Here is a 16,779-nt window from a genome sequence, read left to right as displayed (position 1 = left end):
ATATAAAATAATAGTGTATGGGAGGATTATTCTTTGGAAAATTTCCTATTAAATAATGGAGTTATGTTGCCAAAAGTGGGATTGGGTGTATACCAAATGAAAAATGAACACGAAGAAGCAATCATTTGGGCATTGAGAAATGGATATAAGCATATTGATACCGCTGCTTTTTATCATAATGAGGAACTTGTTGCCAGTACAATTAAAAAATCAGGTGTAAATCGAAAGGATATATTTATTACAACAAAACTGTGGAATTCAGATCATGGTAAAAGAACGAAACAGGCTTTCGAAATGAGCTTAAAAAAACTGGGAACAGATTATATAGATCTTTATTTGATCCATTGGCCATCCTCAAAATATGTTGAGAGTTGGTTAATATTAGAGGAATTGTACAAAGAGGGTAGAATCAGAGCGATTGGTGTGTCTAACTTTGAACAATCTCATCTGGAAGATGTATTGAAGCATGGCTCAATAGTCCCTGCAGTAAATCAAATTCATACGAATCCGTTTTTACAGCAGCCCAACCTGCATAATTATATGGTGAATAAGAATATCCAACATGTAGCGTGGAGTCCTTTTGGACATGGAAATAAAAATTTATTCGATAACCCTATATTAACAAGCATCGCTGAAGGACACGGTAAAACAACGGCTCAAGTTATGCTAAGGTGGAACATTGAACGCAATGTTGGGGTTATTCCCAAGTCGGTTAATCCTGCAAGATTAAAGGCGAATCTGGAGATCTTTGATTTTAGTTTATCTGATGAGGAAATGAAACAAATATCGACATTAGATAAAAACAAAAAGGGATTTGTTAATCCTGACAACAAGCTGTTTTTATGGGCTACTACACTTTTGCGGTAATTTAGCTGGGATTCTAAGAGGGCAATGATTAAATAGAAAAATCCTTGCCTTTTAGATTCATTAAAGTTATTATAGATTCACAAAGTCTTTAATTGTGACACTTAAATGAAATAATCCTAGTATCTAGAAACAAGAAAATAGTGGATCTGGCAACAATTATAATAACGGAGTAAGATCCGTTCTTTTTTTTATAACAATTAAAGATAACGAAAATCTTTAATATCTTTAATATAAATTGAAAAGCGAAAGGGAGAATTAGTATGACTCATAATTGTGTAATTATCGGTGGAGGACCGGCAGGTCTAAATGCTGCTCTTGTGCTAGGTCGGGCAAGAAAAAACGTAGTTGTTATTGATGAAGGACGTGCACGTAATAGGGTTACTCGAGAAACGCATGGCTTTCTTACTAGAGATTCTATAAGTCCAAGCGAATTTAGGAGGATTGCGAAGGAGCAGATTCGAGCCTATCCATCCGTTACTTTTGCGGAAGATACCGCCTTATCGATTACGGGAACCGATGGCGATTTTCAAATTACGACGGTTCAAGGTCAAACCTATCGAAGTAAAAAGGTGCTCTTCGCCATAGGGATGAAGGATCTTCCGATGGATATTAAGGGGCTCTCAGATGTGTATGGCAAAAGCGCCTTTATCTGCCCTTATTGTGATGGATGGGAGCTAAGAGATCAGCCTCTTGTCGTAATTGTTAAGGGAGCCGATGCAACGCATATGGCCCAAGTGTTATCTGGTTGGACGAAAAAGATTACCATATGTACTAATGGATCTGATGACTTGACGGATGCACAACGCGAGGAACTTCAACAACATAACATTCCTGTCTTTGACACACCGATTCAGTCGATCGAATCTGACAATGGTATGGTGCAGCAAGTTGTGCTGGAGGATGGTACTAGTATCCTATGTAGGGGGATATTTTTCAGACCGAAGCTTATTACCGGATCAGACTTGCCACAAGCTATCGGTTGTGAGATCACAGAAGCTGGAACAGTCATCGTCGATAATCTCGGTAAAACGAACGTTCCAGGTGTCTTTAGTGCAGGTGATGCAGCAACACATCTTCATCAAGCCATAATTGCCGCTTCTATGGGTTCATTAGCTGGGGTGGGCATTAACAACGAGCTGAATGAAGAGGAATGGCGTAACGTATGATGCTGTTGTACAAAATAGTCTAAGTCATTTATTCCCTTGAGCTGAATCTACATCCAGATTAGTATAGAAACTAGCTATATTTATTCTGAGAGGGGGAGTTCAAAATAAAAATTGGATTTCTAATTATTGATATGCAAAACCTTTTCTTACACGATCATATGGAGAAGTTAAATGTAAGTGAGGCTTGTGAATACATTAATCATGTGTCTGGGTTACTTCGTGCGAAGGACCAAATCGTCATCCATATACAAGACATGGAAGGGGCGAATGCGGATACGGATCCAGAAGCAAGAAATAGTATACCGGAAATTACAGTAGCACCCACGGATATCCAGATGGCAAAAGAATTCTCTAATGCTTTTTGGAAAACGGATTTGGAAAAAGTGCTACGTGAACATGGTGTTGAATTCATCATCGTTGCGGGCTTCGCCGCAGAACATTGTGTAACCTTTACTATTAACGGTGCACAAGAAAGAGGCTTTCAAGCAGCCCTTTTACAGAAGGCAATCCTTAGCACACGGCCAGATGCTATTACCTCGATTTACCGTGATCGGCACATGATCTCTTACCCGGTGATCGAGTTCTTAATGGAGACCCTTGCTTGAGATTCTGCTAATAGAAGCTAATGATAATAATTGGAGTTACGTATTAGATAACTAATATGTAACTTCATTTTATTATTGTAAAAAATTCATATGGAGGTAATTAAGTTTGAGTACTCACTACTATTTCAGTTGGTTTAATAATTTTTTTCCAGAGAAGCTGGTCTATTGCTTGCATGAGGATATACGAGACAGAAAATCGCTTGTTATGATTAGCGCTGACCCGTCTGGTTATACAGATGAGCAAATTAACTTTGATGATATTTCTGAATGGACATGGCTCTATCAGGCTAACATTATTTTTGATGAATATCATTTCATTGATTACCGCATGCAGAAGGAAGATGCCCAGCGAATAATTCACAACGCTTCTGTCATTTTTTTATGCGGTGGGTATCCTGTTTTGCAGAACGATTTCTTGGCGGATTATGAATTATCAAATGTTATTAAGAACAGCAATGCCGTTATACTGGGTGCCAGCGCCGGTGCGCTAAACATGTCTGCAAAATGGTTAAGCTTGAATAACACTGATGAAGTTGAAACAAGTACTATTTATGATGGTATTGGCTTTGATCATTTTGCCTATGAATCTCATTCTCAACGCGACTACGCCAAGTTTGTTCAAGGCTACCTGTCCCCCTTGTCTGAAGAGATTGATGTTTATGCGGCAGAACAGGAGAGCGCTATACGTGTAAAGGACGGCAAAATAGAAATAATGGGTCCTTTATATTTAATTTCCCGCTCAAAAATTCAGAAATTGGTTGAGACGCTCTAATTAGGCTTACAGCGAATCATCTCAGGTTTTTAATATCCCCAGGACTTATTGTTGGGCAGAAATGATAAATTTTTTAGACCGCCTTCAATGGCGGTCTTTCTATGTTAGGCAGATGCTAGCTGCCGTTTTTATTGAAGTAAAGGGCAGGATAACTCAGTAATTTCGCGAATAAGACGTTATAAGAAATCAGCGAGAAACTATAAGGAGAAGAAAACATGAAATGCCCTCATTGTAACAACGAATTAAGTGAACTTCCTTTATGTTACGGAAGTGAAGCACCATATTATTTTTACACTGTACCAGAAGAGCAAAGAACAGAATTAATTAGGGATTTTTGTGTAATTGATGAACAGCATTTCTTTATTAGAGGACATATTGAAATACCAATAATTGATAGTAAAGAGAAATTTATATGGAGCGTTTGGGTTTCTCTTAGTGAAGAAAACTTTTTGAAATCTAATGAATTATTGCACGTAGAAGGAAGGGAAGCTGAAAAACCTTATTTTGGTTGGTTATCGACTGAACTTTCAATATATCCAATAACTACATTATCGTTAAAGACAATGGTACATACACAAGAAGTTGGTGCTGTTCCGTTAATAGAATTAGAACAAACGAATCATCCACTTGCAGTTGAACAAAGAGAAGGAATTACAATGGAGAGAGTTAAAGAAATTGCTCATTTAATAAATCATGTCGATTAAGCTAGCGGGGCACATTAGTGGAATAGCGGTTGCTTCGGCAGCCATTTTTTATTTGTTCAACTAACAGGCAGTTATGCGTAACTTCCAGAGAATGTAAACGTCTTAATAAAGTAAGGAACGAGGAGGCAGACATTTCATGGGAGGAACGAATGTATGGGATGCGGAGTGGGAGGTTAACGAAGAGCAGGCGCGGACGCTGATCGGCAGACAATTCCCTCAGCTGTCATCGAAGCAAGTGAAGCGATTGGGCTGGGGCTGGGACAATACGGTTTTTCTCATCGGTGACGAGTACGTGTTCCGGTTTCCAAGAAGAACGATTGCAGTTGGCTCGATTCGTATGGAAGGGAAGCTGCTGCCGAAGCTGGAGGCATATATGACCATCCCCTATCCGAAACCGTTGTTTTATGGCGAAGCAAGTGACAAATACCCGGCACCATTTCTTGGCTATGCCTACGTGCCAGGAGATTTTCCCATCGGTTTGACGGAAGAACGCCGGGCTTTATCGGCAGAGACGCTGGCGAAATTTTTGCGGAGATTGCATGAGTTTCCGGTGCAAGCGGCGCTGAAGTGCGGAGTTCAGCAAGATCATCGAAGCTTGACGGACATAGCATCGCGCAAAGTGAAATTGGAGGGCTTTCTATCGAAGGTGGTTGAACACTTGTCGCCGGAGGAGTCCGGTGTGATCGAAGCGTATATTAGCAGGCTGCAAACGGACCGTGTCGAGGCGGTGAATGCACTGCTACATGGCGATCTTCATTTCAAAAATATGCTTGTGAATGAGAACGGGATCGTTTCCGGAATCATTGATTGGGGCGATCTGAGCGTAGGCCATCCGGCTTGCGATTTGAGCGTTGCTTACAGCTTTTTACCACCTTACGCTCGCGGCGTGTTTTTCGAAACTTACGGAGGAGCGGACGAGGAAACGAAGCTGCTGGCGCGGCTGATCGCGGTATACATCCCCGTACTGATCTTGATGCAAGCGGTCGATGACGGGAATGAAGCGATTGCGGCAGAGGCGAAATCCAACATCATGCGAGCACTGTCGGATTAGGCTCATTATTTCGTTGCAGCTATGGGGCTATGGCTATCGGCACCATTTTGTCGTTTAAAGGCCGCGATAAGGTACGATTCGCCTTCTCTGATGCCGCTTTATGTTGAGGAACACGAAATTCAACAGAGTAAGTCGTTGCGCTAATGGGAAACTATAGCTCAATAACACCAGAACGAAGCTGCCGACTTGAATCGGCAGCTTTGTTCTGCTAACGGGCAGTTTTGTACAAGAGAAAATGATAAGCTGGAATAAACACTTGCAGTACTGATGGGAGAAAAAGGTGAATATATGGATTCAAATGAACTAAAACCTTTAATGAACAACACAAAATGGGAAGAAATAAGACAAGCAATGCTCAACTATGCTTTTCCAACCAAATGGAGGACTAAAGACATTGATACTGGCTATATCAGCCTTTGGGATGGAGAGTGGTATTACCATTTTTCAGATGGTGGCTACAAATTTATTGAGTGGTTAGAAATTCATGCTGAAGATGACTTGATAAAAACTGATTTAATTCAAATCCTGAAAAAAATACATGTTCCAGGTGAAGTAACTACCGACTCCATCATAATTTATGGATATAACAAAACTAATGAATTCATTGATTATATTTGAGTAATTACACCAATGGGTAGCGTTAGCTCAAATACGATTAGGCAGCCGTCAGTCAACGCGATCAGCTGCCTTTATTCAACTAACGGGCAGGATAATATAATGATAGAATGGTTGTATATGGAGTTGCTTTCTCATGAAGTATTTAGAAAACTTAAGAAAAAATGATAAAGAGTTGCAAAATAAAATTGAGACTTTATTAGAGAAACATCAATCTTATCCTGTCGGTTCAGGTTACATTGACATTATTACGAAGTATGAGTTAAGTGAAAAGTTAATTGAGGAAATTTCGAATGCAGGGATAGCAATTAACGCTGTAACTTGGTGGTGTCATTGTTCAGACGAAAATAAAAAAAATCATGGTTGTCCTCATGGCATGGGCGGGCCCAAGTGCACCTGCTGTGATGGATATTATAGTGAGGTGGGGCTTGATTACGAAACTTTTGAAATTGCTGAAAGTGAATACAACAATTTGCAGACAGGTGTAGTAACCAAAGACGAAATACATTCAATAAATCAAGCTGTATGGAATTATATTAGAGAATATTCTTATCATGAACGTTTTAGCGAATGCTTGACACCAGCACTATGGCTTCATGTTCCAGACGAATGGAAAAGAATAAAATACATGAAGCGTTAAACTAGCGGGAAACGTTTGTGCAAATATCGAGCACTTCCAGACCGTGAATGTTCCAGCTTCAACGGTATATGAAGCATTAACCACTGCAAAAGGACTTTCAGAAATATGGACAAATGAACTAATAGTCAATGATCAGATTGGTTGTATAAATGAGTTTCGATTCGGCGGCAAAGGTTTAACAAAGATGCGAGTTGATGAGCTTGTTCCCGAAAAAAAGATTTTGTAGCAGTGTGTTGATTCAGATCCAGAATGGATAGGTACGACAATTTCTTTTGATATGAAGGAAAAAAACGGGAAGACTTCAATCATTTTTCGTCAGATGAATTGGGAGGAAGTGACCTCATTTTATCGCGTATGTAACTATACTGGGCTATTTTTTTGTACAGTCTTAAACAGTATTGCGAAGAAGGCGAGGGTCTTCCGTATCATAAACGGAAGTTTTAGAACCATTGAGAACACGGATGGGTGACTAAAGTACATAATCCCGAGAACTGATTTCGAAAGTAATGGGTAAGTAAGTACGAAGAAGTTTTCACCCAAGTTTTTACAATCATTCGGTTCAACTAATGGGAAACTATAGTTCAATAATGAGAGGGTTAACGAAAGGTAGTTCATGGTTAGGTGGCTATCGCTATTAAGATCTATGATGAAATCTGCGCTTTAATAATATGCTTATATCGAAGGAGGTATTGGAATGAAGCAACTTTATATAAAGCAGAAGGTATTCAGTCTAAGTGGTAAATTTACGGTAAAGAATCAGCAGGAGCAGGATGTCTATTATGTAGAGGGCAGTTTTATGCAAATACCAAAGACGTTCTCCATTATGAATACAACAAGAGATGAAGTCGCACTTATTACGAAGAAGGTATTTAGTTTTTTACCGAAGTTTTTTGTTGAGGTCAATGGCCGAGAGGTGTTAACGATTAAGAAGGAGTTTTCTTTCTTTAAAGCACGCTATACGATTGATGCGGCTGACATTGAGGTACATGGTAACTGGTGGGACATGGATTTTCAGGTCTTGCAGCATGGTGTAGTCATAGGTAAAGTGAATAAGGAGTGGTTCACTTGGGGTGATAGCTACAAGGTTCAAATACTAAATGAGGAGATGGAGGCAATCATAATTGCGTTCGTTGTCGCAATTGATTGTGTAAAAGCTGACCAAGCAACTGCTTCCTCATCAGCGACGATTTAATTTAGGGACATACCAAATAATATATTTAAGGAATTAATATTTCATAAAATCATACTAGAATAGTTACGAAAGTATAGAGCCTAGTTCTATAAATAGCGGTAATCTAAGATTTTAATATGCCTCGAACAACTGATGAATGAAAACGATTGAACTTTTGTATTTAAACCATTAAATTTTTATGTTTTTAGCCTAAAAGATGCATTGACCGGGAAAAGGTTGGAGCCTATAATCATAAACAGGGAAAATTCATTAGATATGGAGCTATCTGTAACCTGAGGATTTCTCAATAGTTCTATTTGTAAACGCATACAATGAGGTTTTTCCATGTTTTCTAAGAAGGAGGAGATTGGATAAGTTAGATTGTTTCTTTTTTTCTCATTTCTGCAAACGTTTGCACAACGTGATTTGCACTTAAAATTAATGAGGAGGTTATTTACTTGGTACGAAAACAATCTAGGCGGTTTGTTTCTTGGTTGATCATTTTTTCGCTTATTTTTAGTTTATTCGGTTTATCCGGCGGGGCTTCAGCCAGCAACACTGATTATACAGTCTCCTATACGAACTCTACAGCATCAGCAGTAACACTACATTGGACCACGAATAATTGGACGAATACTACGGACACAGTCATGTCTAAAAGTGGGACCACGTTTACGGCCAACCTCAATGTTCAGGAGGGCGCAACACTCATTTATTGTTATCACATCACAGCCCCGACGGATAGCTGGGACAGCAATGGAGGGAAAAACTGGACGGTAGTTATTCCGGTTGCTGGGAAGTATGAAGCTGAGAGCGCAGCCTTGTCAGGTGGCGCAAAAATAAATACGAATCACACCGGATATACTGGCACCGGTTTTGTTGATGGATACACAACCACCGGAGCAACAACCACCTTCAATATTCAGTCTTCCGCTGCAGGTGCCTATAATGCCACACTTCGCTATGCCAATGCGACTGGCAGTGCCAAGCAAGTTTCCATTTATGTGAATGGAGCTAAGGTAAAGCAGACCACTTTAGCGAATTTGGCAAACTGGGATACATGGAGTGACCAAACAGAAACGCTCTCCCTACAGGCTGGGAATAATACAATCGCCTACAAATATGACTCGGATGATACTGGGAATATCAATATAGACTATGTAACTCTTTCAGCTACGGCAACACCAACAGCTACTCCTACGCCAACACCAACCGCTACACCAACGCCAACAGTGACTCCTACACCAACACCAACAGTGACTCCTACACCAACACCAACCGTAACTCCTACACCAACACCAACAGTGACTCCTACACCAACACCAACAGTGACTCCTACACCAACACCAACAGTGACTCCTACACCAACACCAACACCAATTTCGTCTGGCTTAACGGTTCATTTTAAGAAACCAGCAAACTGGAGTTCATCGATCCGAATCCATTACTGGAATCTGAGTCCCACAACGGTTCCGACAAGCGGAGCTTGGCCGGGAATTCTGATGAAATCGGACGGAAACGACTGGTACAGCTATACTATTGCCAACGCCACCGGCACAAGCCTTATCTTTAATGATGGCAACGGCAAACAGACCGCCGACTTGTCCCGCAGTGTAAAAGAGGGCTGGTATTCCTCGGATAATGTGTGGTATGACGCTAATCCAGAAATTCCGAAGATCCCTGTGATTTCAGTCTCTCCTACGCCGAAGACATATGATGCTGCTCAAACCGTGAAGCTTTCCAGTCTCAATAGCAGCGATAAAATCTATTATACGACAGACGGTTCGACACCTACGACATCCTCTACCTTGTATACCACTCCAATCCAAGTAGTTTCTACTACGACTATCAAGGCTTTTGGTGTTAACTCCTTAGGTCAAGCAGGCAGTGTAGGCACCTTTGCTTATGTCATCGACCTGAATCTCGACCTGCAAGCCCCAACCATAACAGCGAATTTACCTGTTGGGAATTCAAGCTCTGCGGTTACCGTCTCTTTTAATATAAAAGATAACAAAGCGGCAACGACCACCGCATATTACACAAATAATGGTACGGAACCAACTACTAATTCAAATGTCTATATCTCGGGCAATGCTTTAACTGCTCTGGCGGGACCGTCCATTCTTATTAATAAGACGACGACACTGAAGTTCCTGGTGGTCGACGGTGCCGGAATTGAAACGAAACAGAGCTTTATCTACACGATTGGAAATAAAGGCGATTTCCGTGAAGACACCATTTATTTCGTGATTACTTCACGATTCTATGATGGTGATCCGAGTAACAATGTACATTCATGGGAGGATGCTAAAGCAGGAAATCCGGATTCAGACCCAGCTTGGAGAGGTGACTTTAAGGGATTGATTCAAAAGCTCGATTACATCAAAGCGCTCGGATTCAGTGCCATTTGGATTACGCCAGTGGTGCAGAATGCCAGCGGGTATGATTATCATGGCTACCATGCAATTAATTTTTCTAAAGTAGATCCAAGGTATGAATCAGCGGGGGCCTCTTATCAAGAATTGATTAATGCAGCTCATGCCAAAGGGATAAAGGTTATTCAGGATGTTGTCGTGAATCATACCGGTAATTTTGGGGAAGAGAACCTGTTACCACTGTTCAAGAAAGATCCAACTGCAGCGGACACCGTTAATAACATGATCAAAATTACGGATAAGCTGCCAGCTAACTATGATACGATGACCCCTGATCAGCAATATCAGGCCAGACTCGCAATCATGAAAAATGCGGAAACCAACAATAACATGTACCATACCGAAAAAAGTCTTTCCTGGGAATCTTACACCGTACAGACAGGACAGATTGCAGGAGACGCCGTAGACTTGAACACGGAAAATCCTGTAGTGAATCAGTATCTAATTGACAGCTATAATCAGTATATTGATATGGGTGTTGATGCTTTCCGGGTCGATACTGTGAAGCATGTGAGTAGGTATATTTTTAACAAATACTTTGTTCCTGCTTGGAAAACAAGAGGGGGCTCAAACTTCTTTGTCTTTGGTGAGGTGGCTACTCGGTATAGAGATGTATGGAACAGTGGAATTCCGGCAATATCGACCCCATTCTATACATGGAAAAGCTCGAAAGCCTATCCGGGTGATGGACAAAATGACTACGCTTCCAACAAGCTGTCTGTGGAACAAGAGTGGGCAGATAACTCTACTACAGCAGGGCAGCCAACCTCGAACAATGCTTTTTTAATAGGCAATAATTATCACGCGCCTGACTCTTCAATGAAATCCGGTATGGATGTCATTGATTTTCCAATGCATTGGGCGTTCAAGACTGCACAAGAAGCATTCAGTATGAAGAGCGGTGATCAATACTATAACGACGCTACCTGGAATGTAACTTATGTTGACTCTCATGACTATGCACCTGACCAAGCCCCAGAGAATCAACGATTTGCAGGGACACAAGACACTTGGGCTGAGAATCTCTCGCTGATGTTCACCTTCCGGGGAATACCTGCGATCTATTATGGTTCTGAAATCGAGTTTAAAAAAGGATCAGTCATCGATGTAGGACCAAATGCACCACTTAGCTCAACAGGGCGTGCTTACTTTGGAGATCAAATTGAAGGTAGCGTTACGGTTCAGGACTACGGTAAATATACAAATGCTACCGGCACACTTGCCGATTCATTGAACTATCCTTTGGCAAAACATATCAGACAACTCAATTTAATCAGAAGAGCTGTTCCAGCCTTGCAAAAAGGCCAATATTCTACGGAAAATGTATCAGGTAATTTGGCATTTAAAAGAAGATATACCGACAGCGCGAAAGGTATTGATAGCTTTGCATTAGTTACGATCTCAGGAAATGCGACATTTACCGGAATTCCGAACGGAACCTACGTAGATGCGGTGACTGGCGATACCAAAAACGTTACGAACGGTACAATCACTCTGATATGCTCTGGGAAAGGAAATGCGAGAGTCTATGTATTGAATGGTAGCGGTGGAATTGGAGTAACCGGAACCTACCTGAAGTAGAATAAAGTCTGTCTTAGTAAAAAAGAAGAAGCAACCTTAGTTCGGATATTTCACCGTGCTTAGGTTGCTTCTTCATATACAACTTAATCATTTAATCCTTTTCCATCCAGAATTTGCGGCATCCATTTTTCAACCCTAGACACTCGAGTTTTGGATTGCTTGGGTTCAGAAAAATGATGAAGGTATGCTCTTTGCCGTCCTGGCGTCAAGGCTTCAAAAGCAGTTTTCAACGCAGGCATTTCATCGAGTTTATTTTGAAATTCATCAGGAATGATGTAATCTGTATTCTTTTTAAATTCCACTTCCAAACCAGCTTTTTCAACCTCGATGGCTTCATAAATGTAGTCTTTTATGATGCTTTCTTTTTCAAGGATCTCTTGAACGTTGGTGAATCGGATCTGGCGTGCGGCTTGTACATTCTCCGTTTGTTGAATCAGAATTCCATGGGTATCCTTTAATAAGACACCTTTATGAAACAGCAGCGCAATATATTCTTTAAATCCATGAATTAAGACAATGTTTTTGTTCTCAAACGTATAACAAGGATGCATCCACTTAAAATCTTCGGTCAACTCACAGTCAAGAACGATCTTTCTCAACGTCTCGTATTCTTCCTGCCACTGTTTTACTTTCCTTAGAAATCCATCTACCTTAGCATTGGTTTTGCTATTTGTCATTAAGGAACACCCTTCTTCCTCGTAATCATATTATGCTGTCTACTTACATAGCTTGTCCCTTTTGTGCCGATCTAATTGCATAGTTTGCATACAGACACTAGTAAAGCTAACATAATATTAGATGTCTCTTATGGAAATGGCTAGTAAAACTTATGTTAGAGAGGTACTTATGAATACAATTACCGTCGATTTAGTTGCAAGATTAATCAATGGACAATTTCCTGCGTGGTCGGATTTAGAGATTAGACCTGTAAAATGCAGTGGGAATGATAATCGAACGTTTCATTTAGGCGAGCATATGAGCGTGAGGTTACCAAGTGCAGCAGCTTATGTTCCACAAGTGGAGAAAGAGCAGCGGTGGTTGCCCATATTAGATCAAGAACTCACGTTGCCTATTTCAACGCCATTAGCGAAGGGGAAACCTAACGAAGAATATCCATGGCCTTGGTCTATTAATAAGTGGGTAGAAGGTGAGACATTAACGACCCAAAATATTAATGATCTTAATCAGTTTGCAAGAGATTTGGGGGCATTTTTAATAGAATTACAATCTATTGATGTTAGTGGAGGACCTATAGCTGGAGAGCATAATTTCTATAGAGGCGGATCTTTAGCTATTTATAATGAAGAGTCTAGGCATGCGATTGAGCATAATAAAGATATTTTTAAAGAAGATCTATTGAGAGAAATCTGGGAACTGGCATTAGATTCTAAATGGAATTCCAAGCCGGTTTGGGTTCATGGAGATATTGCGCCAGGGAATTTACTAGTCAAAGATGGAAAACTGTGTGCAGTCATTGATTTCGGAATCTTGGGTGTAGGCGATCCTGCTTGTGATGCGGCAATGGCATGGACCTTTTTTGATGAGGAGAGTAGAAAGGTATTCAAGGATGTATTACAGATGGATGAAGAGACTTGGAATAGAGCAAGAGGATGGGCTTTATGGAAAGCATTAATCACATATAATGGAAATCGATATTCTAACCTAAAGGTAGTGAGAGAATCTTTAAATATTATCAACCTAATAGCAGATGACTTCGAATTGTAGAAATTGCCCTACATAAAACATGTAAACTAACCCATACTAGTTCATAAGTATGATAATTTATGAACATTTAGCGACTGACAACGATTATCATATTAGAATTATTATAAATAACTTGACAGGCCTTAATTTGGTTAATTATAATAATTACAAATAGTATTCAGATATGTGATGTTTGCAGATTTGAATATTGAATCCACAAAAATAAAACTTAAAGGAGATTTAAATAATATGTCACTTATCGGAACAGAAGTCCTACCATTCAAAGCAAGCGCATTTCAAGATGGGAAATTCATCGATGTATCAGAAGAAAACTTTAAAGGTAAATGGAGTGTAGTTTGCTTCTACCCAGCTGACTTTACATTCGTATGCCCAACTGAACTTGAAGATCTGCAAAACCAATATGAAACCCTGAAACAACTGGGTGTTGAAGTATATTCCGTTTCCACAGATACTCACTTTACACATAAAGCATGGCATGAAAGCTCCGCAGCGATTGGCAAAGTAAAATATATCATGATCGGCGATCCTTCTCATGTGATTTCCCGTAACTTTGATGTTCTGATCGAAGCTGACGGTCTTGCTGATCGTGGAACATTCATCATTGATCCAGACGGAATTATCCAAACCGTTGAAATTAACGCTGGTGGTATTGGTCGCGATGCAAGTGCACTTGTTAACAAAATCAAAGCAGCACAATATGTACGCAATCATCCAGGTGAAGTTTGCCCAGCGAAATGGTCCGAAGGTGCAGAAACTCTTAAACCAAGTCTCGATCTTGTAGGTAAGATTTAAGGAGCGAAAGCTAAATGAAATTAGATCAAGAAATAAAAGCTCAACTAGCTCAATACCTAGAACTCTTGGAAGGCGACGTAGTACTGAAAATCAGTGCAGGCTCTGACGAAGCATCTCAAGAGATGGAAGCGCTGGTTGATGAAATTGCCAAAATGTCAGCTAGGATTACGGTAGAAAAAACCGAACTGCCTAGAACCCCAAGCTTTAGCGTAAATCGTGTGGGGGAAGATACAGGCGTAACCTTTGCTGGAACTCCGCTAGGACATGAGTTTACTTCATTAGTGTTGGCTCTATTGCAAGTTAGCGGAAGAGCGCCCAAGGTTGAGCAAAGTGTTATTGATCAGATCAAAAGCATTAGTGGCGAATATAAGTTTGAAACTTATGTCAGCCTAAGCTGCCATAATTGCCCTGATGTTGTACAAGCACTGAACCTAATGAGTATCTTCAATCCTGGTATTACTCATACAATGATTGACGGCGGAGTATTCAAAGAAGAGGTAGAGCGCAAAGAAATTATGTCTGTTCCAAGCGTCTACCTTAATGGTGAATTTTTCGAAAGCGGTCGTATGACGGTTGAAGAGATTCTAGCTAAAATGGGTAGTACTGTGGACGCATCAGAGTTTGACAATAAAGCTCCATATGATGTACTTGTTGTTGGCGGTGGCCCAGCAGGTGCAAGTGCAGCGATTTATGCGGCACGTAAAGGAATTCGCACAGGGATTGTCGCTGAACGCTTAGGCGGACAGGTCAACGACACACTTGGCATTGAGAACTTTATCAGTGTAAATTACATTGAAGGTCCTCAGCTAGTGGCTAAACTCGAAGAGCAAGTGAAAGAGTATGGCATTGATGTGATGAAGCTACAACGTGCCACACGTTTAGATAAGAATGATTTAATTGAAGTTGAACTCGAGAACGGTGCTGTTCTAAAGAGTAAGACGGTCATTCTGTCGACAGGTGCTCGTTGGCGTAATATGGGTGTGCCTGGTGAAGCTGAATTCAAGAATAAAGGCGTAGCCTACTGCCCACACTGTGATGGTCCTTTATTTGCAGGCAAAGATGTTGCCGTTGTCGGCGGCGGTAATTCAGGGATTGAAGCGGCTATTGACCTTGCAGGTATAGTGAAGCACGTAACGGTTCTGGAATTTGCTCCAGAGCTCAAAGCGGATGCTGTACTACAAGACCGTCTCTATAGCCTACCTAACGTTACTGTGCTTAAAAACGTACAAACGAAAGAAATTACCGGAACGGATAAGGTAGATGGTATTTCTTATATCGATCGTGCGACAGAAGAAACTCACCATATCGAATTGCAGGGTGTATTTGTACAGATCGGTCTGGTTCCAAACACAGATTGGTTAGGTGACATGGTTGAACGTACTCGCGTAGGCGAGATCGTTGTAGATAGCCATGGCGCTACCAACGTACCAGGAGTATTTGCTGCTGGCGATTGCACTAATAGTGCTTATAAACAAATCATCATTTCGATGGGATCTGGTGCAACTGCAGCTTTAGGTGCATTTGATTATCTGATCCGCAACTAATCGAATATAAGCAAGAGACGAAAGCCCTCACTCATAAAGTGGGGGCTTTTTTTGTATGTTATCCGTATGTTGTGAGAGAAAAAAGGGGAGTTGTAAACTTTTTTGGAGGATTTTATGAGAATTTCTCGAATACATATTTCAAATATGAATTAAGCAAAATTGAGAATATAGCACGATTGGAAAAACCTTTTGCTAGAATGGAGACTATATTTCTGTGATTAATAATATTGAATCTTTAGACAAATTTATCGCGATTATACCTATTATAAAACTATCTATTCCGGCTGATTTATCCATAGCTATATGTGATTTGGAAAGGTTTGTTGCTTATTTTCCTGGCGATACCATTAATTTAAACATTAGCGAAGGACAACTGTTAAACAAAGAAGAACCGCTTTACATAGCTATACGAGAGAATCAAGCATTAAAGTCCGATGTTCCGGCCAGCTTCTATGGATTCGAGTTTACGGGTACAGCGACACCTCTTCACGATCAAAACGGTCAGGTCATTGGCGGGATTGCAGTTCAGATTCGCAGACAAAGTGAATTAAAGGCTATTGTAGAGCAGATCTCAGAATCACTGACCCAAGCTAATGAGCAAATCAATAATATTTCGTATGGGTCTAATTCACTTGCGGATTACTCTCAGCAACTACTTATTCAATCCCAACAAGCTGGTAGAGATGTGGAGAATACTACAGAGGTCCTATCGATTATTAAAAAGGTTGCTGACCAAACGAATTTACTCGGGCTGAATGCAGCCATAGAAGCGGCTCATGCAGGTGAGAAGGGAAGAGGATTTGAAGTCGTGGCTAAGGAGATTCGGAAATTTTCACGGGAAACCGTTTCTTCAACTCAAAACATAAATGAAACCATGCTACAGATTAAGGGGATTACGAACCAAATGGCTAATTCGATAGAGAAGATAGCGGCTATCGGACAAGAACAGGCTGCATCTGTTCAGCATACCTCTGCATTTATTGAAGAAATAAAATTAATGTCCCAAAAACTTAACGAGTTTGCGAATAAATTATAGCAAGAGAATCAGTTCTTTTTTTTGTTGAAACAAAAGAATATTTTAAACGTATATTTAAATTCATGAATGGTATAG

At 40.4% G+C, this 16,779-nt stretch carries 16 protein-coding genes; 15 read left to right on the top strand and 1 reads right to left on the bottom strand.

The features are described 5' to 3' along the window. Window positions 1-33 precede the first annotated feature (33 nt). The 11 genes from QNH28_RS26280 (at window position 34) to QNH28_RS26230 (ending at window position 11,607) form a co-directional block, all read left to right on the top strand. The gene (locus tag QNH28_RS26280; RefSeq protein WP_283909172.1) at window positions 34-867 is read left to right on the top strand and encodes an aldo/keto reductase; all 834 of its coding nucleotides are present in this window, start codon (window positions 34-36) and stop codon (window positions 865-867) included. A gap of 260 nt (window positions 868-1,127) precedes the next feature. Then, window positions 1,128-2,033, top strand: a complete 906-nt coding sequence (locus QNH28_RS26275; protein WP_283909171.1) for an NAD(P)/FAD-dependent oxidoreductase — start codon at window positions 1,128-1,130, stop codon at window positions 2,031-2,033. Between the two features lie 104 nt (window positions 2,034-2,137). Continuing rightward, a complete protein-coding gene (locus tag QNH28_RS26270) occupies window positions 2,138-2,638 on the top strand; it encodes a cysteine hydrolase family protein (RefSeq protein ID WP_349655077.1) in 501 nt (166 codons plus the stop codon). A 106-nt stretch (window positions 2,639-2,744) separates the two neighbouring features. After that, on the top strand, window positions 2,745-3,410 hold the full coding sequence (locus QNH28_RS26265; protein ID WP_283909169.1) for a Type 1 glutamine amidotransferase-like domain-containing protein: 666 nt from the start codon (window positions 2,745-2,747) through the stop codon (window positions 3,408-3,410). A 215-nt stretch (window positions 3,411-3,625) separates the two neighbouring features. Continuing rightward, window positions 3,626-4,114: a DUF2199 domain-containing protein gene (locus QNH28_RS26260; RefSeq protein WP_283909168.1), complete on the top strand. Its 489-nt coding sequence runs from the start codon at window positions 3,626-3,628 to the stop codon at window positions 4,112-4,114. A gap of 136 nt (window positions 4,115-4,250) precedes the next feature. Then, entirely contained in the window at window positions 4,251-5,165 is a 915-nt protein-coding gene (locus tag QNH28_RS26255) for a phosphotransferase (RefSeq protein WP_283909167.1), read from the top strand. Window positions 5,166-5,432: 267 nt separating this feature from the next. Beyond that, entirely contained in the window at window positions 5,433-5,783 is a 351-nt protein-coding gene (locus QNH28_RS26250) for a DUF6678 family protein (RefSeq protein WP_283909166.1), read from the top strand. A gap of 133 nt (window positions 5,784-5,916) precedes the next feature. Beyond that, complete coding sequence (locus QNH28_RS26245; RefSeq protein ID WP_283909165.1) at window positions 5,917-6,420, top strand: hypothetical protein; 504 nt, start codon at window positions 5,917-5,919, stop codon at window positions 6,418-6,420. A gap of 43 nt (window positions 6,421-6,463) precedes the next feature. Then, window positions 6,464-6,646, top strand: a complete 183-nt coding sequence (locus tag QNH28_RS26240; RefSeq protein ID WP_283909164.1) for a hypothetical protein — start codon at window positions 6,464-6,466, stop codon at window positions 6,644-6,646. 468 nt (window positions 6,647-7,114) lie between these two features. Further along, window positions 7,115-7,612, top strand: coding sequence for an LURP-one-related/scramblase family protein (locus QNH28_RS26235; RefSeq protein WP_042192030.1), 498 nt, complete (start codon window positions 7,115-7,117; stop codon window positions 7,610-7,612). Between the two features lie 437 nt (window positions 7,613-8,049). Continuing rightward, window positions 8,050-11,607, top strand: coding sequence for an alpha-amylase family glycosyl hydrolase (locus QNH28_RS26230; RefSeq protein ID WP_283909163.1), 3,558 nt, complete (start codon window positions 8,050-8,052; stop codon window positions 11,605-11,607). A gap of 83 nt (window positions 11,608-11,690) precedes the next feature. Here QNH28_RS26230 and QNH28_RS26225 read toward each other — a convergent pair whose 3' ends face one another. Further along, window positions 11,691-12,284 carry a YdeI/OmpD-associated family protein gene (locus QNH28_RS26225; protein ID WP_283909162.1) on the bottom strand — a complete coding sequence of 198 codons (594 nt, stop codon included), beginning with the start codon at window positions 12,282-12,284 and terminating at the stop codon, window positions 11,691-11,693. A gap of 169 nt (window positions 12,285-12,453) precedes the next feature. Between QNH28_RS26225 and QNH28_RS26220 the strand changes: the two genes are divergently transcribed. From QNH28_RS26220 to QNH28_RS26205, 4 genes are all read left to right on the top strand, one after another. Further along, on the top strand, window positions 12,454-13,332 hold the full coding sequence (locus QNH28_RS26220) for an aminoglycoside phosphotransferase family protein (protein ID WP_283909161.1): 879 nt from the start codon (window positions 12,454-12,456) through the stop codon (window positions 13,330-13,332). A 228-nt stretch (window positions 13,333-13,560) separates the two neighbouring features. Further along, on the top strand, window positions 13,561-14,124 hold the full coding sequence (ahpC, locus tag QNH28_RS26215) for an alkyl hydroperoxide reductase subunit C (RefSeq protein ID WP_042192019.1): 564 nt from the start codon (window positions 13,561-13,563) through the stop codon (window positions 14,122-14,124). A gap of 14 nt (window positions 14,125-14,138) precedes the next feature. Further along, complete coding sequence (gene ahpF, locus QNH28_RS26210) at window positions 14,139-15,668, top strand: alkyl hydroperoxide reductase subunit F (RefSeq protein WP_283909160.1); 1,530 nt, start codon at window positions 14,139-14,141, stop codon at window positions 15,666-15,668. A gap of 214 nt (window positions 15,669-15,882) precedes the next feature. After that, complete coding sequence (locus tag QNH28_RS26205) at window positions 15,883-16,704, top strand: methyl-accepting chemotaxis protein (protein ID WP_283909159.1); 822 nt, start codon at window positions 15,883-15,885, stop codon at window positions 16,702-16,704. Window positions 16,705-16,779: the final 75 nt, after the last annotated feature.

Origin of the sequence: Paenibacillus sp. G2S3, from assembly GCF_030123105.1 — a bacterium.
GTDB lineage: Bacteria > Bacillota > Bacilli > Paenibacillales > Paenibacillaceae > Paenibacillus_AQ.
Note: the sequence above shows the minus strand (reverse complement) of the source record. Positions and strands in the feature narration are given on the sequence as shown.